Origin of the sequence: Aeribacillus sp. FSL K6-1121 (assembly GCF_038003725.1) — a bacterium.
Classification (GTDB): Bacteria; Bacillota; Bacilli; order Bacillales; family Aeribacillaceae; genus Aeribacillus; species Aeribacillus composti.
The window spans coordinates 1,449,480-1,475,231 of the sequence record NZ_JBBOPS010000001.1; the positions used below are offsets into that span (position 1 = coordinate 1,449,480).

24 protein-coding genes are annotated in these 25,752 nt (G+C 38.6%); 5 read left to right on the forward strand and 19 right to left on the reverse strand.

What is annotated here, in order from left to right; translation table 11 throughout:
• Positions 1 to 4: 4 nt before the first annotated feature.
• The 13 genes from NSQ61_RS07170 to NSQ61_RS07230 form a co-directional block, all read right to left on the reverse strand.
• On the reverse strand, positions 5 to 832 hold the full coding sequence (locus NSQ61_RS07170) for an SGNH/GDSL hydrolase family protein (RefSeq protein WP_339199787.1): 828 nt from the start codon (positions 830 to 832) through the stop codon (positions 5 to 7).
• Between the two features lie 131 nt (positions 833 to 963).
• Complete coding sequence (locus NSQ61_RS07175) at positions 964 to 1,536, reverse strand: SCO family protein (protein WP_094245660.1); 573 nt, start codon at positions 1,534 to 1,536, stop codon at positions 964 to 966.
• A gap of 107 nt (positions 1,537 to 1,643) precedes the next feature.
• Positions 1,644 to 2,492 (reverse strand): DegV family protein, encoded by an 849-nt coding sequence (locus NSQ61_RS07180; RefSeq protein WP_063389679.1) that lies wholly within the window; start codon positions 2,490 to 2,492, stop codon positions 1,644 to 1,646.
• Positions 2,493 to 2,706: 214 nt separating this feature from the next.
• On the reverse strand, positions 2,707 to 2,958 hold the full coding sequence (locus NSQ61_RS07185) for a DUF2535 family protein (RefSeq protein ID WP_063389678.1): 252 nt from the start codon (positions 2,956 to 2,958) through the stop codon (positions 2,707 to 2,709).
• A gap of 87 nt (positions 2,959 to 3,045) precedes the next feature.
• The gene (gene ilvA, locus NSQ61_RS07190) at positions 3,046 to 4,314 is read right to left on the reverse strand and encodes a threonine ammonia-lyase IlvA (RefSeq protein WP_063389677.1); all 1,269 of its coding nucleotides are present in this window, start codon (positions 4,312 to 4,314) and stop codon (positions 3,046 to 3,048) included.
• A 258-nt stretch (positions 4,315 to 4,572) separates the two neighbouring features.
• Positions 4,573 to 5,076, reverse strand: a complete 504-nt coding sequence (locus tag NSQ61_RS07195; protein WP_340806509.1) for a dihydrofolate reductase — start codon at positions 5,074 to 5,076, stop codon at positions 4,573 to 4,575.
• Positions 5,073 to 5,867 (reverse strand): thymidylate synthase, encoded by a 795-nt coding sequence (locus tag NSQ61_RS07200; RefSeq protein WP_066250264.1) that lies wholly within the window; start codon positions 5,865 to 5,867, stop codon positions 5,073 to 5,075. Before NSQ61_RS07200 ends, NSQ61_RS07195 begins: the two co-directional genes overlap by 4 nt.
• A gap of 207 nt (positions 5,868 to 6,074) precedes the next feature.
• Positions 6,075 to 6,590: a phosphatidylglycerophosphatase A family protein gene (locus NSQ61_RS07205; RefSeq protein WP_340806514.1), complete on the reverse strand. Its 516-nt coding sequence runs from the start codon at positions 6,588 to 6,590 to the stop codon at positions 6,075 to 6,077.
• Between the two features lie 15 nt (positions 6,591 to 6,605).
• Positions 6,606 to 7,187 (reverse strand): YpjP family protein, encoded by a 582-nt coding sequence (locus tag NSQ61_RS07210; protein ID WP_066250261.1) that lies wholly within the window; start codon positions 7,185 to 7,187, stop codon positions 6,606 to 6,608.
• A gap of 319 nt (positions 7,188 to 7,506) precedes the next feature.
• On the reverse strand, positions 7,507 to 9,297 hold the full coding sequence (locus tag NSQ61_RS07215; protein ID WP_066249780.1) for an IS1182 family transposase: 1,791 nt from the start codon (positions 9,295 to 9,297) through the stop codon (positions 7,507 to 7,509).
• Between the two features lie 164 nt (positions 9,298 to 9,461).
• Complete coding sequence (locus NSQ61_RS07220; protein ID WP_063389672.1) at positions 9,462 to 9,896, reverse strand: BrxA/BrxB family bacilliredoxin; 435 nt, start codon at positions 9,894 to 9,896, stop codon at positions 9,462 to 9,464.
• A gap of 59 nt (positions 9,897 to 9,955) precedes the next feature.
• Complete coding sequence (locus tag NSQ61_RS07225) at positions 9,956 to 11,080, reverse strand: conserved virulence factor C family protein (protein ID WP_066250259.1); 1,125 nt, start codon at positions 11,078 to 11,080, stop codon at positions 9,956 to 9,958.
• A 97-nt stretch (positions 11,081 to 11,177) separates the two neighbouring features.
• Positions 11,178 to 11,651: a glutathione peroxidase gene (locus tag NSQ61_RS07230; protein WP_063389670.1), complete on the reverse strand. Its 474-nt coding sequence runs from the start codon at positions 11,649 to 11,651 to the stop codon at positions 11,178 to 11,180.
• A 181-nt stretch (positions 11,652 to 11,832) separates the two neighbouring features.
• Here NSQ61_RS07230 and metA point away from each other — a divergent pair, with 181 nt between their 5' ends.
• The 3 genes from metA to cspD all read left to right on the forward strand — a co-directional run bounded on the left by metA (position 11,833) and on the right by cspD (position 14,523).
• Positions 11,833 to 12,741, forward strand: a complete 909-nt coding sequence (metA, locus tag NSQ61_RS07235) for a homoserine O-acetyltransferase MetA (protein WP_063389669.1) — start codon at positions 11,833 to 11,835, stop codon at positions 12,739 to 12,741.
• Between the two features lie 60 nt (positions 12,742 to 12,801).
• Positions 12,802 to 13,941 (forward strand): diglucosyl diacylglycerol synthase, encoded by a 1,140-nt coding sequence (locus NSQ61_RS07240; RefSeq protein ID WP_063389668.1) that lies wholly within the window; start codon positions 12,802 to 12,804, stop codon positions 13,939 to 13,941.
• A 378-nt stretch (positions 13,942 to 14,319) separates the two neighbouring features.
• Positions 14,320 to 14,523, forward strand: a complete 204-nt coding sequence (gene cspD, locus NSQ61_RS07245; RefSeq protein ID WP_063389667.1) for a cold-shock protein CspD — start codon at positions 14,320 to 14,322, stop codon at positions 14,521 to 14,523.
• Positions 14,524 to 14,593: 70 nt separating this feature from the next.
• Here the strand turns inward: cspD and NSQ61_RS07250 are convergent, their stop codons facing one another.
• On the reverse strand, positions 14,594 to 14,812 hold the full coding sequence (locus tag NSQ61_RS07250; protein WP_157728045.1) for a zinc-finger domain-containing protein: 219 nt from the start codon (positions 14,810 to 14,812) through the stop codon (positions 14,594 to 14,596).
• A 353-nt stretch (positions 14,813 to 15,165) separates the two neighbouring features.
• Here NSQ61_RS07250 and NSQ61_RS07255 point away from each other — a divergent pair, with 353 nt between their 5' ends.
• Both NSQ61_RS07255 and NSQ61_RS07260 read left to right on the forward strand, forming a co-directional pair.
• Positions 15,166 to 15,585 (forward strand): reverse transcriptase-like protein, encoded by a 420-nt coding sequence (locus NSQ61_RS07255; protein WP_340806518.1) that lies wholly within the window; start codon positions 15,166 to 15,168, stop codon positions 15,583 to 15,585.
• Positions 15,563 to 15,730: a hypothetical protein gene (locus NSQ61_RS07260; protein ID WP_165381958.1), complete on the forward strand. Its 168-nt coding sequence runs from the start codon at positions 15,563 to 15,565 to the stop codon at positions 15,728 to 15,730. Before NSQ61_RS07255 ends, NSQ61_RS07260 begins: the two co-directional genes overlap by 23 nt.
• Before the next feature lie 360 nt (positions 15,731 to 16,090).
• Here the strand turns inward: NSQ61_RS07260 and NSQ61_RS07265 are convergent, their stop codons facing one another.
• From NSQ61_RS07265 to NSQ61_RS07285, 5 genes are all read right to left on the reverse strand, one after another.
• A complete protein-coding gene (locus NSQ61_RS07265; RefSeq protein ID WP_063389664.1) occupies positions 16,091 to 16,357 on the reverse strand; it encodes a YpbS family protein in 267 nt (88 codons plus the stop codon).
• A gap of 64 nt (positions 16,358 to 16,421) precedes the next feature.
• Complete coding sequence (locus NSQ61_RS07270; RefSeq protein ID WP_340806523.1) at positions 16,422 to 20,027, reverse strand: dynamin family protein; 3,606 nt, start codon at positions 20,025 to 20,027, stop codon at positions 16,422 to 16,424.
• A 443-nt stretch (positions 20,028 to 20,470) separates the two neighbouring features.
• The gene (gene pyc, locus NSQ61_RS07275) at positions 20,471 to 23,914 is read right to left on the reverse strand and encodes a pyruvate carboxylase (protein WP_340806528.1); all 3,444 of its coding nucleotides are present in this window, start codon (positions 23,912 to 23,914) and stop codon (positions 20,471 to 20,473) included.
• A gap of 69 nt (positions 23,915 to 23,983) precedes the next feature.
• Positions 23,984 to 25,156, reverse strand: coding sequence for an FtsW/RodA/SpoVE family cell cycle protein (locus tag NSQ61_RS07280; RefSeq protein ID WP_327855916.1), 1,173 nt, complete (start codon positions 25,154 to 25,156; stop codon positions 23,984 to 23,986).
• Between the two features lie 226 nt (positions 25,157 to 25,382).
• Positions 25,383 to 25,667, reverse strand: a complete 285-nt coding sequence (locus tag NSQ61_RS07285) for a YlaN family protein (RefSeq protein ID WP_063389660.1) — start codon at positions 25,665 to 25,667, stop codon at positions 25,383 to 25,385.
• Positions 25,668 to 25,752: the final 85 nt, after the last annotated feature.

Genomic DNA, 25,752 nt, shown 5'->3' on the forward strand with positions numbered 1-25,752 from the left:
TACTTCAATCCTTTTTTGTTCCATTTTCCAATGTTTCCATAACCCTTGCCGCAATCAATACATATCCGTTCTCGTTCGGATGGAATTCATCTGTATATAAGAGGTTTTTGTCCTCTCCTTCTTGAAAAATATCCTGAATTGAAACGAATACCGCACGTCCATCTCCGAGCAAAATTTGTTTCGTCCGCTCGTTCCATTCCGAAATAATCATATCAATTTCCGGAAATTCTGCCAATTTCCACGCAAACGGATTATAAAGCCCAATAAACGCAATGACTGCCTGTTCATTTGTCGACCGGATCTTGTTCATAATGTCTCTTAAACGTTGTTCATAAAGAAGGCGTTCTTCTTGAAAAAGTTCAACTGTTAATTCAAAAATATTTTCCCGCACGACTTTCATTAAATCATTTGCACCAATCGTCATGAAAATGAGATCGGCATCTTCCAATTCCTTTTTTACTTGATCTTCATCAAGCTTTTTTAACAAATTTTCCGTTGAATGCCCCATCGCTGCAAAATTGACTGTTGAAACAGATGAAATGTCTTCCTTTTTTTCTAATTCATCTGAAACGAGACCAACATAGCCTTCTTTTGTTCGGTCGCCCACTCCTTTTGTCAGGGAGTCGCCAAGTGCAACAATTTTGATATCTCCTTGCAATTGAAAAGAGCTGGACCTACTTTCATTCCCCGCGACAGCGATTTCAGTTTCAATCGGTTTGCTCTCTTCCTCTTCCGCCTTCGCTTGATTTGAAGGAGAAGCAGTGGATTTTTGGACACATCCGGTTAATAAGAAAAAAGTCATAATAAGAAGAGAAAATTTTTTCGACAGCATTCCTATCACCTTGTGACGATCTCTTTCTTTTTATTATATCATACGAAAAAAAGTTTAAAATTGACCCAAAGGCATCATGTACAGAGGGTCCTTTCCCCCTGCTGTCAGACGCTTTAGGCCAACTTTAAACTTTATTGAACAGCTTTTATATCGTTGATGATTTCGTCATACGGCGTATTTTCAACACCGTTGTAGCTTTTTAAAACAACTCCGTTTTGATCCACTAAATAAAAGCTCGTTCCATGAATGACCTGATCATCGCTTTCCGGTTTTTGAACGATCGTTTTAAAACTGTTTTTTGCAAAGTTTTCAATTGTCTCTTGGCTGTATCCGGTTAAAAAATGCCAGTTGTCAAGAGAATCGGAAAATTGATTTGCAAATTGTTTCAGTTTCTCTGGTGTATCTACTTCCGGATCAACGCTGAATGATACAAACTCGACTTCAACACCTTCTTTTTCCGCTTTTTCCTGCAATTGAGCCATATGGGCTGTCATCGGCGGACAAACGGTTTCACAGCTTGTAAAAACAAAATCAGCTACCCAAACCTTCCCTTTTAAATCTGCTAAAGCAAAGGGCTGTCCGTTTTGATCCGTAAATTCAAAATTTTCCACTTTATAATTCAACGGATCTTTTATTTTATTTCCGCTGCAAGCCGTTAAAAAGATCAATAACAGAAAACAGGAAATGAACATTTTCTTCTTCATCGATCATTCACCTTTCACCTATTCTCATCGAAAGTGTATCAAATTTTCATTCAAGTGAAAACAAATTCCAAAATGATTCATAAAAGATTCAAAAAACTAGCTTTTACTTATGGCTTCACATAGTAAGAAACTCCTAAAGCTCCTTTGCCGGTATGAATGGAAATGATTGGTGTCGTTGTGCAAATATCAATTTTATCGGCGGTTGTGATCTTCAACAATTCCTCTTTTAAGCGCAGCGCCAAATCTAATGCATTGGCATGCGCCACCCCAATCCTCAGCAAATCGCGATCTTTTATATCTTGAATCAATTGCTTCATAAAAAATTTAACAACTTGCGAATGGCTTCTAACTTTTGTGATTGGCGTAAAGATCCCATCTTGTAAAGAAGCGATCGGTTTAATATTCAATAACGAGCCTAATAGAGCCTTTCCCTTTCCAATCCGTCCCCCTTTTTCCAAATGCTCGAGAGTGTCTACTGATACATAAAGAAAAGTGTTTTTTCGTACTTGTTCTATATGAGAGATTATTTTGTCTAACATTGCTCCCTTTTTTGCCATTTTTGCCGCTTCAATCACTTGAAAACCTAAAGCGCTAGATATATAGTTGGAATCTATGACCGTAACTTCTCCCTCGGTCAGGCTTGCCCCCTGCTGTGCGGCGCGCACTGTTCCGCTCAGTTTACCGGACATATGAATGGATAGCACTTGAAAACCTTCTGCATGAAGGCGATCATACACTTCCTTAAAATGGATCGGAGAAGGCTGAGAACTTTTCGGTATTTCTGCTGATTCCATCATTTTTTCAATAAATTCCGCTGGTTCAAAATCAATGCCGTCCGTATAAGATACACCATTCAATGTATAGGTTAACGGAACAACTTCAATATTGTATTCCTCCAAAATATTTTTATCTAAATCTGCTGTTGAATCGGTAACGATCCTTACCTTTTGTGTCAATATATTCACTTCCTATCAAACAATAATATTTCAACCTTATCACGTTTCTGATCAAAAGAAAAGAAACAGTCTCTAATCTTTACCCGTCCTAACATATTTTGAAACTTAAAAATTCAAAAACGGTCAATTTCGCAGATCTCTCCTTCTTCTCCAAAACGCTTAAAAAAAATAAAAAGCCCTTGCCGATAATCAAATATCTGCAAGGGATATTTCTTTAAGCGTTATGTTTTAATCGGTTGTCTTGAAAAATTGATTCATAATCTTTCCACTTTAAAGCATGCTTCAAATAGCTTCGAAAATTATAAAGGCTTTTTGGCTTTGATTCTTTGCAAATGTTCGCTATAAAAAGCTGCAAATGAATATTTAACATGAAACGGTAAGAGTTATCCTCCTCCAATACTGGGATTTCAACAATCTTCACCTTCTGTCCATTTTCAAGTTTGAACTCTAGGCTTTTAAATAGCAAAGTATCAATCCTCTTTTTACCCGTTTCTTCTATTATACAACAAAATAGGAGCGAATTTTGCAAAAATTTGTCATATACAAAAATATTTTAAATTAACAAATTGAATAAGTTGCTGTCCTTGTTAACCTCTGTAAAAGGAAAACCTTTCTTTTTCATTCTTTCGACTAATCCGCGGTAATCTTCCCGATGCTTGACTTCGATGCCGACAAGCGCAGGACCGCTGTCTTTATTATTTTTCTTCGTGTATTCAAAGCGAGTGATATCATCCGTCGGACCTAATACCTCATCTAAAAATTCACGTAAAGCACCCGCACGCTGCGGAAAATTAACGATAAAATAATGCTGCAAGCCTTCATAAATTAAGGATCTCTCCTTAATTTCCTGCATGCGCTCAATATCGTTATTGCCTCCGCTAAGAATGCAAACGACATTTTTTCCTTTTATTTGATCTTTGTAAAAATCAAGCGCTGCGATTGGAAGCGCACCTGCTGGTTCTGCTACAATTGCATTTTCATTATATAAGTTCAAGATCGTTGTACAAATTTTTCCTTCCGGCACAAGTAAAAGATCGTCCAAAATTGTCCGGCAAATGGAAAATGTCTGATTTCCTACCCGCTGGACCGCCGCTCCATCCACAAATTTTTCAATTTCATCCAGTTCGACTACTTCGCCTTTTTCGAGTGATTTCGCCATAGCTGGTGCTCCGGAAGGTTCCGTGCCGATTAATTTTGTTTCCGGCGATACGCTTTGAAAGTATGTGCCGATGCCAGACATTAACCCTCCGCCGCCGATAGCAGCAAACAAAAAATCAATTGGCTCATCGCTGTCATTTAAAATTTCAACAGCAATGGTGCCTTGGCCCGCAATGACATCTTTATCGTCAAACGGATGGATGAACGTACGGTTTTCTTTTTCGGCGCATTCAAGCGCTTTTTTATACGCATCATCAAATGTATCGCCTGTCAACACAATTTCAATGTACTCTCTTCCGTGCAATTCCACCTGAGATATTTTTTGTTTAGGAGTTGTGGAAGGCATAAAAATTTTTCCATGCACTTTTAACGCTCTGCACGAAAATGCGACTCCTTGCGCATGATTTCCAGCACTTGCACAGACAACTCCATTTTTCGTTTCCTCAGGAGTCAAATGTTTCATTTTGTTGTAAGCTCCTCTTATTTTAAAAGAGCGTACAACTTGCAAATCTTCCCTTTTCAAGTATACCCGGCAACCATATTTTTCAGATAATCTTTGGTTAAATTCCAATGGAGTATGTGTCACAACATCCTTTAATGATTGATGCGCTTTTAATATATCTTCTACTTGGACGAATGCTTCAACTTTTGTCAAATTCGTCATCGTACATCCCTGCCCTTAAACAATTTCTTAATTTTTAAATTATAACACGATTCAAATAAAAATAAAATTACATCTATTGTTTTTATTTAGAAATCGGCTTTTTTGACCGATTGAATCCAATTTTACATGTGAAATTATATGATTCTTATATGTATTACTTGCAAGATATGGCACAACTAAAAAAGACGCTGCAGCGCCTTTTTTAATGTCCTATAGAAGCCGGCGAAAGAAGCAATGCTTCCTTGACTTCAAATTGACTCAGACCGTTCTTATTTTATTTCGCTCGTACACAAGGAAGCGGTGCGGATAAACATTTTTTTCATCAACTACTCCATCTTTTTGGGAAATAAGCTTCCATTCAGAAAAATCAATTTTTGGAAAATATGTGTCGCCTTCAAACTCCCCCTCAATTTCTGTTACATAGAGCCGATCGGCAAATGGAAGCAGCGCTTCAAAAATCTTCGCTCCGCCAATTACAAAAATTTCTTCTTCCTTATTGTTTTGGGCAAATTGCAAAAATTCATTTATCGAATGAAAAACGAGACAGCCTTCGCAAGAAAACTTTTCATTCTTTGTTAACACAATCGTTTCTCTTCCGGGAAGGGGCCGTCCAATCGATTCAAAGGTTTTACGGCCCATGACGATCTTTTTGTTCATCGTTGTTTCTTTAAAATATTTTAAATCATTCGGAAGATGCCAAGGAAGCTTATTGTCCTTTCCGATCAGCCGGTTTTCATCCATCGCAAACAAAAAGGAAATCATACACTCACCTCACCTTTAATGTGAGGATGAGGATCATACCCTTCCAGCGTGAAATCTTCATAAGTAAAATCAAAAATGGATTTTACCTCTTTATTCAATTTCATTGTCGGAAGAGGCCGCGGCTCCCTCGTCAGCTGCAATTTTACTTGCTCAATATGGTTGTTATAAATATGAACATCGCCGAATGTATGGATAAACTCCCCGAGCTCCAAGTCGCAAACTTGAGCAATCATCATCGTTAAAAGCGCATAGGAAGCAATATTGAACGGCACACCTAAAAAAAGGTCTGCGGATCGTTGATAAAGCTGACACGAAAGCTTTCCTTCCGCAACATAAAATTGGAAAAACGCATGGCACGGCGGTAGAGCCATTTTATCTAAATCAGCGACGTTCCAAGCACTTACAATCAATCGCCGTGAATGTGGATTCGTTTTAATTTGTTCAATTACATTTGAGATTTGGTCGATGGTATTTCCATCTGCACCTGTCCACGAACGCCATTGGTAGCCGTAAATGGGGCCCAAGTCGCCGTTCTCATCTGCCCATTCGTTCCAAATTCGGACGCCGTGTTCTTGTAAATATTTTACGTTTGTATCACCTTTTAAAAACCATAACAGCTCATAAATGACCGATTTTAGATGAATTTTTTTCGTCGTAACAAGAGGAAACCCTTTAGCCAAATCAAAACGCATTTGATATCCAAATGTGCTGATGGTTCCTGTTCCCGTCCGATCCTGTTTTTTAACCCCGTGCTCAAGCACATGTCTGCATAAATTTAAGTATTGTTCCATTGATGACACATCCTTTAGTTGAAATGTTACTTTAGTTTACAATCGGCTCGTTCTCTCATTGCTATTAAACCGTTTGTCAAACGAAAAATTTTTTTCAAAATCCGGATCGAAAAAGCCGTCTCATGCAGCTTATTTTTGCAATCTCCATCTTTTAAAATGGAAAAATTGGCGAATCGCCAATTATTTCCCGCTGCACACTTTCTGAAATTATTTTATCTCTTCCAGCTTATCATTTACATTTTCGTTATTATGAGCAATGCGGCTAGCTGCACTTGCAGCAATGGCTGCCACGATATCGTCTAAAAATGTATTGACTTTCCCGTCATGGCTATTGTTCAGCTCTTTGATGATTCCAAATTTTTCTTTGTCTAAATAGCCATAATTCGTAAATCCAATTGACCCATAAACATTTACAATCGATAACGATAAAATTTCATCAATTCCATATAGCGGTTCATCTGATTCGATAATTTGCTGAAGCGGTTCAGGAAGCAATTTTTGTTCCGCAAGCTTGTCTAAAGCAATTCCTGTCAAGACAGCATGAATGATTTCTCGTTTTCTTAAAATCTTTTCAACATGGTATGTGCATTCTTCAAGAGACAGATCGGGAATGTATTTTTTTTGCAGCTCCAACACGATTTGTCCAATGTCTTTTAATGTTACTCCCCGATCTTCCAACAATTCAATCGCTTTTTTTTGGAGCTTTTCAAGTGAATACGCCATATTCAATCACTTCCTTTACTGCATCCAATTTGGAGGTGTGTTTGTGTCCCAATAAATTTTCCCCAATGCATAATGGGTTTGAAAGTGGTCATGGTATGTATGGTAATGAAAATCAAACCAATAGCCTTGTTTTGGCGGATGATCGACGCGAACATGAAATCGTATCAAGTCTTTTCCGCTCGTACGATCATAAATGTGAAAAATTTTTTCTCCTTTTCCATTCGCAGGTTTTTGGGATATAGCCAAATCTGCAAATTTTTCCTTCTCCGTTGCCAAGAAGGTTTTGATCACTTCTTCCATTTGCGGCAAAACTAAGTTGCGAAACTCATCTTCTATCACACCGCTGATTTTTTTGCCGAATTTTTCAAATGATTGTTTTTCCGCTTCAAACAAAAATTGATCGACAATGTTTGGCTGTTCTATTGCTGACTGATCTTGTGAATCACGATGCAGTAATAGTTTTTTCTCTTCGGCCTCCGGTGCATAGTTTGCGTCAGGAGCCTGTTTATTGACGGTTAAGGCGGACGGAGGCGCTACAAGCCCGAATGTTGCGAGTGTAAATAAAACGACAAGCGATTTTCGAATCCAATTTTTCAAGTTCCCAACATCCTTTCCGCCAAATGAACAAACGATACTATCATTCTATCATATTTTAATCAAAATAGATATTTGATAGAGTTTTTTGACTGAAAAGAAATGGGTTCAAAAAAACGAGAAAAAAGGGTAAAATAAAAATCAGAAGTTGGAGGCAGCAGATCGGAAGCCGACAATTTGGGAAACCGGCAGAAAATGACCGTTCAACTCATCCTGCAAAATTTTTTCTAGTTGATTGGAGGAAAGTACATATGTATGATGCAATGTTCATAATAGGTAGCTTTATTACACTTGCATATTTAATTGTAATGGAACTTACAGACTAAAAGGGGCTGTCCGATAAGTCCCTAAAATGAAGCAAGTGGAGAAAAACAATGCGTTTCTCTCCACTTGCTTTTATATTTTTTCGATTTTTATCTGAAAGTAGCTGGCGGATGCCGGCTACTTTCAGGAAGTTGTGGGCTAATGCCACAATCCCAAACTCAACATGTACTTTGTCGAGCCCCCGTAAAGAAAATCTGCGGAACGACCGATTGCCCTTGATGTGACCGAACACACTTTCTGCCTCGACTTTGCGTCGAGCGTAGATGGCGGCTTTCTCTTCACATTCAAGGGCTGTTTTGGCCTTTGCTTTCATTTCTTCGAAGATGGGATTCCAGTGAACTTGACGATTTCCCTTCGCTTTTGTGCATTTCGCTTTCAATGGGCAATCGGTACAATCTTCACATTCGTATATTTTGAAGCTTTGTTCATAGCCAGATGGATTCTTTTTGTTTTGGTATTTTTTAAACGTTACTCTCCTTCCATTCGGGCAAATAAAACAATCATCCTCTTCACAATAGGTCCAGTTTTTGGCATTTTTAATGTCTTTTTTGTATGTACGTGTTTGTTCTTTTACATAGCTCCCATAAGGAATCAGAAACTCAAACCGGGGCTCTTTCTCATCACCAACTGCATATACATAGTTTTCTTCACTACCATAGCCTGCATCCGCAATAACTGTTTGGGGCATCGGTAATGAAGTGGAGGCTAGCTTCTCCATATGTGGGATAAAGCAACGTGTATCGGTTGGTCGTTGATGAATGGTATAAAACAAGATAAACTGATTCTCTGTCCCGATTTGCACATTATACCCTGGCTTCAGTTGACCATTTTTCATATGATCTTCTTTCATTCGCATAAAAGTTGCGTCTTTATCCGTTTTTGAATAGCTGTTACGATCGCCAAAGATTTCATTCTGTTCCTTGTATTTGGCTAGTCGAGGTAAAAAATTTTCTCGAATCCGTTTTAAAGGTTTTTTCCATTTCTTGCGTTCTGTTCGTTTTTCCTTCCGAACTTTTGTATCAGATTCCTGTTCGATTTCCTCTGTTAGGATTTCGACTTTTTCTTCTAATTTTTGAGCGATGGCTTCCAAGTTCTGTTCCGTGATTTCTGGATCTTCTTTCGCCTCTTTTTGTGCTGTTCCTGCTTCTAATTGGGTTAATTCTTGAATGTACTGAAGTGTTTCTTGAATTTTTTCTCTTACCTTCGCTTCAAATTTCAAGGTTGATTTTTTCCACACGAAAGAATACTTATTGGCATTGGCTTCAATTTTAGTACCATCCAAAAAGTAGTTTTCCATCGTGATGTAATTTTCTTCAATCAGCTTCAGAATCATCGCTTCAAATAACTCATCCATTAGGACCTTCATCCGTCCGCCTCGGAATTCGTTGATTGTCCGGAAATCTGGTTGTTGCATCGCTGAAAGCCACATGGCAGGAATATTTTCTTTAACGAGTTTTTCGATTCCTCGACAAGAATAAACCTTTTGAGAATAAGCATACAGAATGATTTTCAGCATCATTTTGGGATGATAGGAGCTTCTGCCGCCGCCTTTATAATGAGAAAACAATTGTTCATCTGGTATCGCCTCCACCATTTCGTCCACGACACGTGCCACGTGATGTTCGGGTATGAGCGATTCAATATCATAAATCATTTGAACTTGACGGTTGTCATATGGTTTGAAAGTAGGGGCTAAATTTCTTTTAGCAGGAGTTTTTTCTTCTTTTCCATCTAGAGGAAGTGTCATTTGTGTGTTATAATTTTCAGGAGTAATCATTTGATTGCTCATAAAAAATCGTCCTTTCTGTAATGTTGTGTCGCAACTTCATTTTACTAGAAAGGACGATTTTTTTGTGCATTTTTTTTAAAAGTGAAAAAATGAGGGGCTCCAAAAAGTCAGTTACCCTGACTTTTTGGACAGCCCCTCTTTTACTTTTAAGAAGCTGAATATCATTAGCAATGCTTTTCAAATGCTTGAAGAAGATTTTCCATAACTCCTTCCAGCGTATTGCCTTCAATGTCATGTCTTGGGATAAAATGGACAACTTCTTTTCCTTTTAAAAGAGCCATTGACGGCGACGACGGTTCATAACCGATAAAATACTCCCTCATTTTTGCCGTCGCTTCCCGATCTTGACCCGCAAAAACTGTTACGAGATGGTCAGGAGTTTTTTCGCTTCTTACTAAAGCTTGTGTTGCCGCTGGTCTTGCAAGTCCCGCTGCGCAGCCGCAAACGGAATTCACAAAGACGAGCGTTGTCCCTTCCGCTGATTCCATAAATTGATCCACCTCTTCAGGTGTAACTAATTCGCGGAATCCGGCATTTGTCAACTCATCTCTCATCGGTTGAACGAGCTGACGCATATACTCTTCATAAGCCATTGACATTTTCAATCCCCCTAATTTTTACTATATTTAACATTATTCGTTTATGAAACAGAAATATGCTACTTTTGCCGGCTTTCGGTCATTTGCTTCCAAACGGATCCTTTTGCTTCTTCTCCTTTTTCGATCCTTTCTATTGCCATCTTTATTTGCATTTTCACTTCAAATTCTGGATCGTCTTCCGCTTCCTTCAGTTCCTTTAAAACAGATTCATCTCCTACTTCGTACAAAAACATGGCTGCTCGCCAACGAACAAGTTTACTTTTGTCCTTCAATGCTTTCGCCATTTCAGGAATAGCCGCTTTGTCCCCGATGTCAGATAGCGCATCACCTGCTGTTCTTCTAACAGTAACGCTTTTATCTTTTAACGCTTTATAGAGCAAAGGAAGGACAGCCGGATCTTCGAGCATTCCTAAATAGACCGTTGCAAGTCTTCGTATCGATGCTTTCTCATCATTCAACGCTTTTTCCAGCACATCTAAATCTTCAAGCGTTGGATCCATTTGCTCCAAATGGGCAAACCGCTTTTGCCAATCAGGATCATCAAGCATGTCAACCGTTACTTTGTAGCTGAATCGCTTAAACGTTTCCTTTTCATCCTTTTGATGAATGATTCTATTTTTTATGCGTTCCAGCCTGTCATCCGGATAGGCTGCTGATATTTCATCGACAACCTCCTGGCCGATTGCATCCAAATCTCCGTAGCGGACGCCATGCTCCTTCCATTCCCTTTCTAAAACAACGTTGTTCGCATGCTTTTGAACTTCCATGATCATGTTTCGGAAGCGTTCAGGCAGCCCGTAGCGGCGCTCCTCATGTCCGTCTGTCAGCTTTACTTGCATCGGCAGGCCGTGAAACATTTGAATAAACACTTTTACTTCGCCATATCCTTCTTCAGGAGAATAGGCGTCCTGGCTGTTATCTTCAACCTGCTCGCCGAAAATGCTTCTTACTTCTGATAAAATATCCTGCCAATGATATTTGCTGTTTCGTTCAATGGCCATAAAATCTGCAACATGATAAACCCCTTTCACCCCTTCAATTGCTAAAATGGATTGGATTTCCTTTGGTGCTTCATGAGCATTTTCTTTTTTATAATTGTTCCTTTTACCTGCCGGAAGCTCTTGGTCGAGAATTACTTTCATCGTATTAGGGCTTGGGGTAGGTTCAATCGACTTAATGTTCACAAGATGTCACTCCCTACTTCCTCTTAGCTAGTTCCATTTTAACATGCCAGTCTGCAAAATTCTTTCCAAAAGCACTTGCAGTGAAATAATGGAGAATTTACAAAAGCTTTTCGATATAAGGAGCGATGTCTTTCGGATTTGTTTGCGGAACAAATCGCTCTACCGGATTGCCGTCGCGGTCGATCAAAAATTTTGTAAAATTCCATTTAATCATCTTTGTTCCAAACACGCCTGGAATTTGTTCGGTCAAATACACAAATAAAGGATGGGCATTCGGGCCTCTCACATCAATTTTTGAAAAGACGGGAAATGTCACACCATAATTTTCACAAAATGTTTGGATTTCTTCGTCCGTTCCCGGCTCCTGATTGCCAAACTGATTACACGGAAACGCCAGTACGACAAATCCTTTTTCTTTGTATGTTTCATATAAATTTTGCAAATCTTTGTATTGCTCCGTAAAGCCGCAATAACTTGCAGTATTGACAATGAGCATGACATTTCCTTTATACTGTAATAGTGATATTGTTTGCCCATCTGCGGTTTTTACATCAAAGTCATAAACAGTCATCACGCCTCCCCCTCCATTTACGTTGATTTTACATTACAGTCATAATAATAACAAATCTAAAATTGAAATATCATTTTAAACTATCTATAATATTAGCAAAACTTAGTCTGATCATGTTCTGTTTCGCTCTGCACATGATTCATTTTTTTGTTTTTCGATTACATTCCGGAGGTGCACATACATGCCAATTAATATACCAGCAAATTTGCCGGCAAAAGAAATATTGGAGAAGGAAAACATTTTCGTGATGGATGAAAAAAGGGCTTACACTCAGGATATCCGCCCATTAAATATTGCCATTTTAAATTTAATGCCAGAAAAAGAAAAAACGGAGACCCAGCTTCTCAGACTTTTAGGAAATTCTCCGCTTCAAGTTAATATCACGTTTTTGCGTCCGAAAACCCATACGCCAAAAACAACGGCAAAGCAGCATTTAGAACAATTTTATACAACGTTTGATCAAGTCAAGCATCGAAAATTCGACGGGTTGATTGTAACAGGGGCTCCTGTTGAAAAAATGCCTTTTAATGCTGTTAATTATTGGGAAGAGTTGACAAACATTTTTGAATGGACGAAAGAAAATGTGACATCTACTTTGCATATTTGTTGGGGTGCTCAAGCAGGCCTATTTTATCATTACGGCATCGATAAATATATGCTGCCGAAAAAATGCTTCGGCGTTTTTGAACATAAAATATCAGATCCTTCCGTCAAGCTGTTAAGAGGTTTCGATGAAATCTATTACGTTCCCCATTCTCGCCATACGGACATCGATGTGGAAGAAGTGAAAAAACAAAAAGATTTAGAGATTTTGTCTTATTCGGATGAAGCGGGTGTATGTCTTATTTCTTCGAAAGACGGGAGATTTATTTTTTTAACCGGACATCCTGAATATGATGCAACAACATTAAGAGATGAATATGAACGAGATTTGGCGAGAGGACTTGACATCGAAATCCCAAAAAATTATTTCCCTAATGACGACCCGACGAAATCGCCTTACAATCGCTGGCGGTCACATGCGAATTTGCTGTTTGTCAACTGGCTTAACTATTATGTATATCAAGAAACTCCTTATATTTGGGAATAATAATAGCAACCTGGTCGGATTAAAATACGACGTTCTGAAATTGAGGTGATGAAATCGTTTATGAATAAGCAGAAAATTTTGATCTTGACAGCAAAGTACGGAAACGGGCATATTCAAGTGGCAAAGACGCTGGAAAAGCGATGTATGGAACGGGGTATGGACGTCATCGTTTGCGATCTATATCAAGAGTCTCATCCACTCATTACTGAATTCACAAAATACCTGTATTTAAAGAGCTTTTCGTTTGGAAAACAGTTTTACCGTTTGTTTTATTATGGTGTAGATAAAATGTACAATAAACGAGTCATGAATGTTTATTACACAATGGGCAGAAAAAAACTCGAACAAGTGATTGCTGCTGAAAAACCCGATATCATCATCAATACGTTTCCAATGATCGTCGTACCCGAATACCGGAGACGCACCGGTCACGTGATTCCGACCTTTAATGTCATGACAGATTTTTGTTTACATAAAATTTGGGTGCATCAAAACATAGATAAATATTATGTTGCATGTGAAGATGTAAAAGAAAAACTTCTCAGCTTAGGGATCGACGAAAAAGACGTAAAAGTTACCGGAATTCCTATACGCAGCCGATTTGAAGAAAATATTGAGATAGAACCGTTGTACCGCAAATATGGATTAAGTGAGAACAAACATATTTTGCTTATTATGGCAGGTGCTCACGGCGTCTTAAAAAATGTGAAAGAAATTTGCGAAGCGATGCGCTATTCAGAAAACGTCCAAACCGTTGTTGTATGCGGAAACAATCATGCGCTCAAAGACCGCTTAGCCCCTCTTGCTAAAGCAAGCAGAGATCAATTGAAAGTTTTGGGTTACGTCGAAAGAGTGGACGAGCTGTTTCGAATTGCTTCCTTGTTGATTACAAAACCCGGAGGAATTACGTTAACAGAAGCTTCTTCCCTTTCGGTTCCTCTCGTTTTATACAACCCGGTTCCTGGGCAGGAAAAAGAAAACGCGGAATTCTTTGCAAAACACGGTGCTGCGGTCATCGTCAACAATGTATCTGATATGATTGATGAGGTGAACAAATTATTGCATTCACCTGATAAGTTAAAACGGATGCGTAAAAATATTTTTCAACTGTACCATCCAAACGCTGTGGACACCATTTTAGACGACATAAAGTTAGAAAGTGAACGAATGTCTAAATATATTCATGAACATATTTCATAAACGAGTGTCAATAAGACATTCGTTTTTTTATAAAATGATGTCGCTTTATCGTATTAACTTCCTCGTATTACCTGGAAAATGCTTTTTTTTGCGAGAAAACAGCACCGATTTTCACGGTGAAAGCATCCTTGTCATGTAGCCGGCAATTAAGCTGATTTATTCCCAATCAATTTCCATCTTAGCGTTTTGACAAAAATTCGAATCATTGGAATAAACTTGACTTTCAATAATTGGTTAGTGTATAGTAGATATATCATTTAGCTGAATATAGGCAGCCTAAGGTTTTGAGACCTTGCTTGTTGCATTATATTCCTGTTAAATGATAAAAAATTTTTTAAGCACGGCTTTGTGCGGAAAGTATTAGGAGGAAATCGAAATATGCAACAAAATGGTAAAGTAAAATGGTTTAACAATGAAAAAGGTTATGGTTTTATTGAAGTTGAAGGCGGAGACGATGTTTTTGTCCACTTCACTGCAATTCAAGGCGAAGGTTTCAAAACCTTAGAAGAAGGTCAAGCGGTATCTTTTGAAATTGTCCAAGGAAATCGTGGACCACAAGCAGCGAACGTTGTAAAATTATAATCGATGATCATTTGATCTTCAAATATAAAAAGAGGCTTTTGCCTCTTTTTATTTTTTATTTTCGGAATTTTTATTTATTACTGAATTTTCGATCGCCGCGCTTGCGTGTCCCCCTCAAATTTTTCCCCAGCTCTTTAATTTGCTGTCCCACCGTGCATTTATTAATACAAAATGAATGGGCATATGTTTTTCCGTATTCTTTTCGAAAATGAGCTTTTAAAAAACAATTTACGCAATATTCATCCATTAATTCAGTCACTTTTTCAAATATAGCCGCACGATCTTTCATCATTCCATCTCCACTGTTTTTTATTTATCATTATGCTGTTTCACAAAAAGAGATTGTACTTTCTCGAAAATGTATCTTTCGCATTCTCAATTGAAGAGACTAATTTTTTATACCATATTCTGTTCAACCTTGCAACCGATTCACTCAAAAGGGTTTTTACAGACATTGATCGAATTGTATGGTATAATCACATCGATTTTTTTGAAAAGAAAAAGGCAGTCAAATAGATGTTTTACTTAATAAGATCAAAAGCTCCTCACATCTATTTTAAGCTTTTTTCATCCATATCATGATCTTGATGACATGTTATATTCTTCATTTTTAAAAAAATTCCTCTAAGGGAGTGAAATTGATTGGTAGAAGTCTACATAGATGGTGCGGCAAAAGGAAATCCCGGACTTTCCGGCGCCGGTATTTATATAAAAGGAACGAACATTCAAGAAAAATATTTTTTCCCCCTTAGCGTCATGGATAATCATGAAGCTGAATTTGCTGCATTAGTCAAAGGACTTATGATCTGCCTTGAAAAAGGATATAAGATCGTCTCTTTCAGAACCGATTCACAGGCAGTGGAGCAAGCAGTGCTTAAACGTTATGCAAAAAATCAACGCTATAACAGCCATCTTCAGGAAGCGTTAAAGCTCATCGATCAATTGGATTTGTTTTTTATTAAATGGATTCCCGAAAAGCAAAACAAAACGGCTGATGAATTAGCCAAAAAAGCATTGCAGCATCAAAAAGGGATTGATCATGAAGGAACAACAAGCGGCTGATTTTAAGTTTTTTCGCGTTGCTTATATTTGGAAACAGCATTTTTTATCGTTCGGAGGGCTTTATGTGTTAACTCATATTATTGAAGAAGAACTAACAACGTTGTGGTCTTTCATTGGAACCCTTTATTGTATTAGCACGCAATAAACTAACAACGTTCGGAGCGTTCACCGGAACCTTAATGTGTTAGCGCGATAAACTAACAACGTTTGTGAACATTCACCGGGACCTTTAATGTATTAGAACACAATAAACTAACAACGTTTGTGAACATTCACCGGGACCTTTAATGTATTAGAACACAATAAACTAACAACGTTTATGAGCGTTCCATCAAGAGCGGGGCCCCATGAGATCATCCGCTTTTTGATCAGAGGGATGAGCTTGGTTTTTGCGGCTTCTCCCGGCAAAAAACATTTCCATAAACCATTTTGCACGTTCTGTTAGCATCCAGAAAATAAAGACTCTTCCATAAATGTTATGAGGAACTGGGTCATCCAGTTCCTTTCAGCTTTGCTTCCGACTTACATATTCTTTTACCATTTCTTCCGTTACGTATTTTCGCTGCGGAACGATTCCGGTGGTTCTGGCCAGCTCATTCATTTCTTTTGTAATTTCGTTAATCGTTTGCACGGAAAAATGAAGCCCCTTTTCGCAAAGCATTACAGCTTCATCGATTGCCTGCTCCCGTTTTTCTTCGAGATGCAAAAACCTTTTCACGATCTCGTGCTGGCGGTTTGAATGCTTTGTTATCTCTTTATGTACTTCTGCCATCTTTTTTCCCCCTAATTTTTGAGTTCGAGCACTTTCAAAGGAAGAGAGGAGCTTCTGCCCCTCTTTATGAAAGCGATGTTAATTCATTGAATTTTTCTTTCATCCATTGTACATCATTTGGTGCTGTCAACGTTTTTAATCTAGCTTGAATAAATTGTTCCCCTTCATGAATCATTTTTTCCTTCAGCTGTTCGATTTCCTTTTTCAATAATGCTTCGTAATGGCGAGCCAGATGCTCTTCAAAAGCTTTCACCGACATGTCAATCGTATCTTTCAAATTCTGTTCTAAAATATCAAACAGCTTTTGCTTTTCGTTCTGCTCGAAAAATGATTTCGTATTTCGGAACACTTTATGTGCTTTTGAAACATCAAATTGAATGTAAGGGAAAACGGAAACTTGGATCCGGATTTCTTCCCATTGAACCTCTTCTATATTTGAAAACGGAACTGCTTCACATTGTTTAGCAACCATGTCGGAAAGGTTCTGATTGATTTTTTGCAATATTCCGTTTAAATAATTTTCAATACGAAGTGTTGTAGCGTTCATTTCCTGCTGGAGCTGAATATTCAGTCCTTCTATCATTTCGTTAAAACAATCCATTAAAATGGCTGCTTCTCCCTTTGTGTTGTTTGTAAATTTGCCAGGATGATACGCCTCTTTAAACAGCTCCGGAAGTTTATGAAGAAGCCGCTGTTTTACGTAATAGTTCAATTCTTCCGTTTCCTGCTGGAATGTTATAACGTATTCGTCAACTGATTGCGTACGAATTAATTCCTGCATGCGATTGAGCTGATCCTTCAATTCGCGAATTTTCTGATCGCGTTCGCTTTCATCAAGCTCCAAAAGCTTGATCATATCTGAAAGTTCTGAGACCGCCTGTTGAAATTCATGTTCAGCTGCTTGAATTAAAACGGTCATCAATTCATGATGGATAAAATGTTCAAACGACTTGAGAAAATGCGGAAACTCGTCTCGAACCTTTGAAATCTTTTTCTTTTCCAATGCCTGTAAGCTTGAAACTTGAAAAAGCTTCGGCTGTCGGATTGAATGGGACAATAGCATTTGCTCGACATAATTTCGAACATCTTCTGCATCTTGATCATGTTCCGCCAAATCAATTGCATTGATGATAAAAAACATTTTATCTAACGTAAAGGCGTCCTTTACAAGACCAAGCTGATCCAAAAACTGCTGATCTCCTTTTGAAAATGGATGGTTGTAGTAAGTTAAAAAGATAATGGCATCCGCATGTTTTATATATTGGAAAGCAAGTTCTGTATGCCGGCCGTGAAATGAACTCGCACCTGGAGTATCAACAAGAGTAATCCCTTTTCTAGTCAGATCACAATCATAATAAATCGTTACATCCTGAATCATACATGACCGTTCTTCTTTTGCAACAAATGACTCAAGCTCATCTGCCTTGATCCATTTCACTTTTTGATCTTCTTTTTCATAAAATGAGATTCCTTCTAAAAAGGTGTTCAGCCTTCGTTGAACCATTTCATCTTCCGTTCGTTTCATTGCTTGAAGCATCGCTTCGCGCAAACCGGAAAATCGCTCCGCCTTAAGAGAAAGCGGTGCTAGCAATTCATTAATTTCTTCTAAAATTTGCTGCTCATTTTTAAAGACTACTTCAACATCCCCGTGTTTTTTGCCATCTTTAACACCGGTTAATTTATTGATAACAGCGGTTGTTGGAGTTGGCGAGGAAGGGAAAATTTTTTCACCAATCAAGGCATTTAAAAAGCTCGATTTTCCTGCACTAAACGCGCCAAAAATTGCAATTTGAAAGGAGCGGTTCTCAATTTGAGAAAGTTTTTCTTTTAAGCGGTTGGCTGAATGCTCCAGCCCAGTCTCATTTAAAATTTCAATCCCTTTTTGCAGCTTATTTATCATTTGATCTTTCTTCGCCGCTTCATGTTTTCGTTCGGTTTCTTTTTTCTCTATTTTTTTATCTTTTCTTTGCTTTTCATTCGAAATAAGGAATTGAAGAGAATTCCATTCCATGATTTGTTTTTGCAGATGTTCGGCTTTCCATCGCTCGATATCGATATTGTCAACAGTTCCTTGACCATTTAATATGTCGGAAAGCTGTTTAAACTCATTCATAAATTGTTCTTTCTCATCAATCGCTTTAGACATTTGCATCAGTTTGACTGTAAGCTGTTCCCGCTCCTGCTTCATCCGTTCTCTTTCTGTTTGATTCATCTTGTGTAACGCTTTGATCATGTGATCGCGCAAGCTTTGAGCTTCTCGTTTGCACAATTGCTGTACAGCATTTGAAACATCTTTCCCATACTGGAGCACATATTGACCATTTAATTCAGCCCCTGGTTTGATCACGTCAAGCAGCATATTTTCATCAAATTCGATCGAAAAGCTTAGTATTTGCTGTAAAAGAGAAGGTTGGTCGATATGATGCTTTTCGTAATATTTTTTCGCCATATTGATGATGTGCCATACAATTTGCGATTCCACATTTTTGGCCAGCTCTTCATAAAATTGAATAAGTGCATTTCGTTTTGCCTCTTCTGTTTTCTTTTTTGAGAAAAACAAACCAACTTTAAAATCTTTTTTCTGGGTTTCAATTAATTTTGCCGCTTTTTCCCTTGTATCATAAGGCATAAGATTGGCGTTTCTCAACAAACCATCAAGTTCTTGATCAAATGCTGCTTCAAACTGTTTAATGTCTTCATCTATCAGTTTGAGCTTCTGTTCTATTTCCGACAATTTTTGCTGGCTGTTTTGAAGCAGCTGATCAAGCTGATTCCATTCATCCAATGAGAGATGAAGGCTCTCCGCTTTCTCTTTAGACAAATCCTCCTTCATTTGTTGAAGCAAAATTTTTGCCTGCTCCAATACATTTTTTCGCACTAAATGCTTTTTATTATCGACTAGCCCATTTAACCGCTCCTCTAACTGCTTAAATTCGTTTAAAGGATGCTCAGGCGATTTCGTTGTCGTATAATAAATATTTTCCTTTTCAATTCCGATAGCTGTCAGCGAGGCTTCAATGTTTGTTTTAAACGTTGAAAAAGGTATTTCATCTTCTTGATGCTTATCAATTTGGTTGATGATGACGATGATCGGTTTATTCATCTCCCTCAGCTTTGACAAGAAAGAAAAATTCAGCTCCGACTGAACGTGATGATAATCCGTCACATATACGATGTAATCCGCTAAATGGAGCGCCGATTCTGTTCTTTTGCGATGATCGTCATCCGTTGAATCAATTCCCGGCGAATCTGTTAAAATCAGATGTTCACGAATCGTAAAATAAGGCCGTTGAATAAATACTTTTTCAATTTCATTTTCTTGTTTGCACAGCTTGCTGATCAGCTCATTATCCAAATCGTCTTTCGATTCATACATTTTGCCATTAAACAGATGCACACGGGTCAAACGTTCGCCTTTCGCCAGCATGACGATATTGGAGCTGGTCGGAAGCGGACTCGAAGGCAAAATGGTTCCGTTTGCAAGCTTGTTTAACAGCGATGATTTTCCTGCCGAAAAATGGCCCATAAATGCAATTTGGATTTGATCCTGCATTTCTTTTTCAATTAATTCTTTCCATTTTTGTTTATAGGAAGCTTTGACTTCTTTAGGAAGCTTTTCAAATATTTGAATCAAGCTGCTGATTCGTTCTTGCTCAACTACATTTCCCATACCTCAGGCTCCTTTTCGTCAATTCCTCATGTTGATTTTACCATATTGCCCGTAAATGAAGGCAAAAAAATTATTTTCAGGAGCCTGGACAAGAAAAAACCCGCTTCGCTTCCTCCCAAGCGACTGTTAAAAAGCTCAGTTTTCCCATAAAAAAGAGATTGACTGTTTTTTGCCAATCCCCGCTATGTAATATATGAAAAATTTATTTATGAATTTGAGTCGACTCGCTTCAAAACATATCCGATTAAAATGCTATAAATCAAAACCGTACTACCGACAAAAAGCATTGTCATGTCGTCACAGCCTTTCTTGAGAATGATTTTCATCATTAATTAAAGAATAACATGAGTGAAAATCATTTTCAATAGTTTTTTCGAAACGAAGTTTTAAATTTTAAAATTTTACATAAAAAAACCAGCCAAAAATGGCTGGCACAAAATTTATTATTTAGTGATTTCGATTAACAAATCACCTGTTTGAATAGCTTCTCCGCTCTTCACATAAATATCTTTAATAACACCTGCAAATGGAGCTTGAACGGTCGTTTCCATTTTCATTGATTCAGTGATCATTAAATGATCGCCCTTATTTACTTTTTCGCCTTTTTCCACCAAGACTTTAATTACTGTTCCAGGCATAGACGCTCCAATATGTTCAGGGTTTTGCGGATCTGCTTTGACTCTTTGCTGAACAGTTGATTTGATGCTCTCGTCTTTAATGACAACCTCACGCGGCTGACCGTTTAATTCAAAGTACACGATCCGCGTTCCATCAGGCTGCGGTTGGCCAATGGAAACTAGCTTCACAATCAGCGTTTTTCCTTTTTCTATTTCCACTTCAATTTCTTCGCCTAAACGCATTCCGTAGAAGAATGTCGGTGTATCTAAAACAGAAATGTTTCCATATTGTTCATATGTTTTCAAATATTCCGTGAACACTTTTGGATACAGTGCATAAGCAATCGTCTCGTAAGGCGTCGGCTCACGATGGAGCAGCTGCTCCAGTTCTTCTTTTAATGCTTGGAAATTAACCGGCTCCAATAGCTCCCCAGGTCTAACTGTAATCGGCTCACGGCCTTTTAAAATCACGCGCTGGAGCTCTTTCGGAAAGCCTCCGTACGGCTGGCCGAGATATCCGGCAAAAAATTCAATGACTGAATCTGGGAAGTCAAGCGATTCTCCACGCTCATATACGTCTTCTTCCGTTAAATTGTTCTGAACCATAAAGAGCGCCATGTCACCAACAACTTTTGATGACGGAGTTACTTTGACAATATCGCCAAACATTTGGTTGACGCGGCTGTACATTTCTTTCACTTCCTCCCAGCGGTCACCCAAACCTACAGCCTTCGCCTGCTGCTGTAAATTGCTGTATTGTCCGCCAGGCATTTCATGTACATAAACTTCTGAATGAGGAGCTTTCATGCCGCTTTCAAAGTCTTGATAATATTTGCGAACTTCTTCCCAATATTGAGACAGCTTTTCCAATGATTGAATGTTAACATTCGGTCTTCTTTCCGAACCTTCAAGCGCATAATATAAAGAATTGGCACTTGGCTGAGAAGTTAAACCGGCCATTGAGCTCAACGCCGTATCTATAATATCGACTCCTGCTTCGATCGCTTTGGCATATGTGTATATGCCGTTTCCGCTCGTATCATGTGTATGCAAATGAATTGGCAGATCGACCGTTTCTTTTAACACTGAAATAAGCTCATATGCCGCCTGTGGCTTCAACAGTCCTGCCATATCTTTAATGCCTAAAATTTGTGCACCTGATGCTTCCAATTCTTTTGCCATCTGTTTGTAATAATTCAAATCATATTTTCTTCTTGTTGGATCGAGAATATCCCCTGTATAACAGATGGCTGCTTCGGCAATTTTTCCGGTTTTACGGACGGCATCGATGGCAAGGGTCATCCCTTTTACCCAGTTTAAGCTGTCAAAGATTCTGAACACATCAATGCCTGCTTCCGCTGATCTTTCGACAAATTCTTTAATTACATTATCTGGATAGTTTTTATATCCGACAGCATTCGATGCGCGCAAAAGCATTTGCAGAAGCAAGTTTGGCACATGCTTTCTGACAATTTGAAGTCTTTCCCACGGATCTTCTTTTAAAAAGCGATAGGCAACATCAAACGTTGCTCCTCCCCACATCTCAAGCGAAAACAGGTTTGGAAGCAATCTCGCAGTAGGTTCAGCAATCTTTTTAATATCATTTGTACGCACGCGAGTTGCCAACAATGATTGATGAGCATCTCGGAAAGTCGTATCCGTCAACAGCACTTGTTTTTGTTCTTTTACCCATTTAACAAGGCCGTCGACTCCTTCTTTCTCTAAAATTTGTTTCGTTCCTTCTGGAATAGGCTCCGATAATTTTACTTGCGGAATTGGTGGCTCATCAAATACTGGTTTTTTCTTTTTCCCGATGCCTGGAAAACCGTTCACCGTCACATTCCCAATATATGTGAGCATTTTTGTTCCCCGATCTCGTTGTTTCGGGAAAACGAACAGCTCAGGTGATGAATCAATAAAGGACGTATCATATTCTCCAGATAAAAATTTCTCATGTTTAATGACATTTTCCAAAAAAGGAATATTTGTTTTTATTCCGCGAACTCGAAATTCTCTTAAATTTCGAATCATTTTTCTGGCAGCTTGCTCAAACGATAGCGCCCATGTCGATACTTTTACAAGCAATGAATCATAATAAGGTGTAATAACAGCGCCTTGGAAGCTGTTTCCGGTATCCAATCGAACGCCAAAGCCGCCTCCGGAACGATACGCCATAATTTTTCCAGTGTCCGGCATGAAATTGTTCAGCGGATCTTCCGTCGTCACCCTTGCTTGAATAGCATATCCCCATGTTTTAATGTCTTCCTGTCTTGGAATTCCAACTTCCGGGCTGTGAATTGAGTGGCCTTCTGCCACAAGAATTTGTGTTTGAACGATATCTATCCCTGTAATCATTTCAGTAATCGTATGTTCTACTTGAACACGCGGATTTACTTCGATGAAATAAAAGTCATCTCCGGAAACTAAAAATTCCACCGTACCTGCATTGACATAGTTGACATTTTTCATTAACCGTACAGCCGCTTCGCAAATTTTATCCCTTAATTCCTGCTTTAAAGAAACGCTTGGAGCAACTTCCACGACTTTTTGATGACGACGTTGGACAGAACAGTCCCTCTCATAAAGATGAACAATGTTTCCATCGTGGTCACCAATGATTTGCACTTCAATATGCTTCGGATTTTCGATCAGCTTTTCTACATACACTTCGTCGCTGCCGAATGCTGCTTTTGCTTCCGATTTAGCTCGTTCATAAGAATCCTTTACTCCAGCCTTTGAACGGACTATGCGCATTCCCCGGCCTCCGCCGCCAAGAGCAGCTTTAATGATAAACGGATACCCGTATTCTTCACCAAACTGAATCACTTCATCCAAGCTTTTGACTGGACCGTTGCTGCCTGGAATGACTGGAATTCCGGCCTTTTCCGCCTGATGTCTAGCTTTCACTTTATCGCCAAACATATCTAAGTGCTCTGTTCTAGGGCCGATAAAAATGATTCCGGCTTCTTCGCATTTTCTAGCAAATTCGATATTTTCAGATAAAAAACCGTATCCGGGATGAATAGCATCCACGTCATGAGCTTTTGCAATTTCAATGATACCGTCAATATCGAGATATGCTTCGATCGGTTTTTTTCCTTCGCCAACTAAATAAGCTTCATCTGCTTTATATCGATGATAAGAACCTGAATCTTCCCTGGAATAAATTGCAACAGTTCGGATATTCAATTCATTGCAAGCTCGAAATACCCGAATCGCGATTTCTCCACGGTTTGCTACTAAGATTTTTTTAATTTTTCTGTTCGTCATATAAATCCCCCTTGCAGTGTATATTAGATTTTCAAGAAAATAAAATTAGAGCAGCATATGGCGGAACGATTACATGCTTGTAATTTCTTTTTCTTTTTTATATTGCTCCCGGTAATTGACAAACATTGAAACATTCACTAACAATCCCATCGATATTAATAGTACTAATAACGATGAGCCTCCATAACTGACAAACGGCAATGTAACACCAGTGATCGGGATCAGCCCTGTCACTCCTCCCAAGTTGACGGCCGTTTGAATGGCGATCATGCTTGAAACTCCTACGGCAATCAATGTACCAAACGGGTCAGTGCATTTTCTTGCAATATAGAGGCCTTTTAAAACGATAAACGCCAAAAGCGCAAGAACAAATAATACACCGAAAATACCTAGCTCTTCCGCTACAACGGCCATAATAAAATCAGTGTGCGCTTCCGGCAAATATCCGTATTTTTGCACGCTTTCCCCCAGCCCCAGTCCAGTAAGACCTCCGGATCCGATCGCAATATATGAATTTACGAGCTGATAACCTGCTCCGTCTTCATGTTCAAATGGATCCGTATACCCTGTAAAGCGGGAAAGACGTTCTTTACTAAAAATATCATCGGCCTTAAATAAAATGAGCGGACTTAGCAGCAATAAGAAAAATAAAGCAAGCAATACTAACTTTAACATGTTTTTGATGCCCATACCTGAACATAAAATAATAGACAAGGCAATCATTCCAATAATGAATGATGTCCCAATGTCAGGCTGAAGCATAACAAAAACGCAAATCAATACGGTAAAGATTACCGGAGGCAATGCTCCCTTTCCAAAGTGCCATATGTACGATTGCTTTTTTTCGTATACAGCTGATAAATAAATAATGGCGGAAAGCTTGACAAATTCTCCCGGCTGAATGGCTCTTCCGGCAACTTTAAACCAGCTTTGCGAACCGCCGGCAACATGTCCAAAAATAAATAACAGCCCGAGAACAGCAATCGATCCAAAAAACAAAATTCTTATAAATTTTCCGTTCAGCAGAGCGCGGTACGGAAAAAACATCATTACTAGAAAAGCTATCGTTGCAAGCAGGAGCGAGGACAATTGCTTGCGAAAAAAATAATCGCTTTCCGTATAATACCTCGTGACTGCCATGATCATACTTGAACTGTACACCATGACCAAGCCGAAACCGCATAATAAGAAAACTGCTAAAATAAGCGAATAATCATATGATTTTAAAATTCGTTTCAACATGTTCATCTTCCTTACGACTTGCTGCTCTTCTTGTTGCAAAATAAATACACAGTCATTGTTTTCATAAGTGTAAAGAAAATTTATTTTCTATTATACTTTGAACAATTCATTTTCTCAATGGCAAAATAAAAATTGCGAAGGAACACCTATTGTGGAAGGTCGATATGAGAAATGGAAAAGATAAAATAAAAGCCCAAACCTTTTTTTACCGGTTTGAGCAAGCTTTTTATTTTCGTACAAATGCCTCGTGCAGAGCTGACAGCTCACGCTCAAGCTCATCAAGCAGAGCTTTTCCCTCGCGTTCTTCAATCAGGCCTAGTCTGACAGCAAAGTCAATTTCCCGAGATAATCCGAACATTTGCGTATCTAAAACCTCTTCATAAAGAGGACATTGAGGCATTGTCAAATTGTCCATTTGTACTTTAATCAATTTCATGATTTTATCTGCATCCGCCTTTAAAAGCGAAAGAGCCTTTTCCCGGTGACTAAGAACCATTTCAAATGATGCCATCTGAATCCCTCCGTTCCCCATTAAGGAATCCCTATTCTATCTATTAATATTAAATGTTATAAAGGAAAATTGCAAGGAAACACGC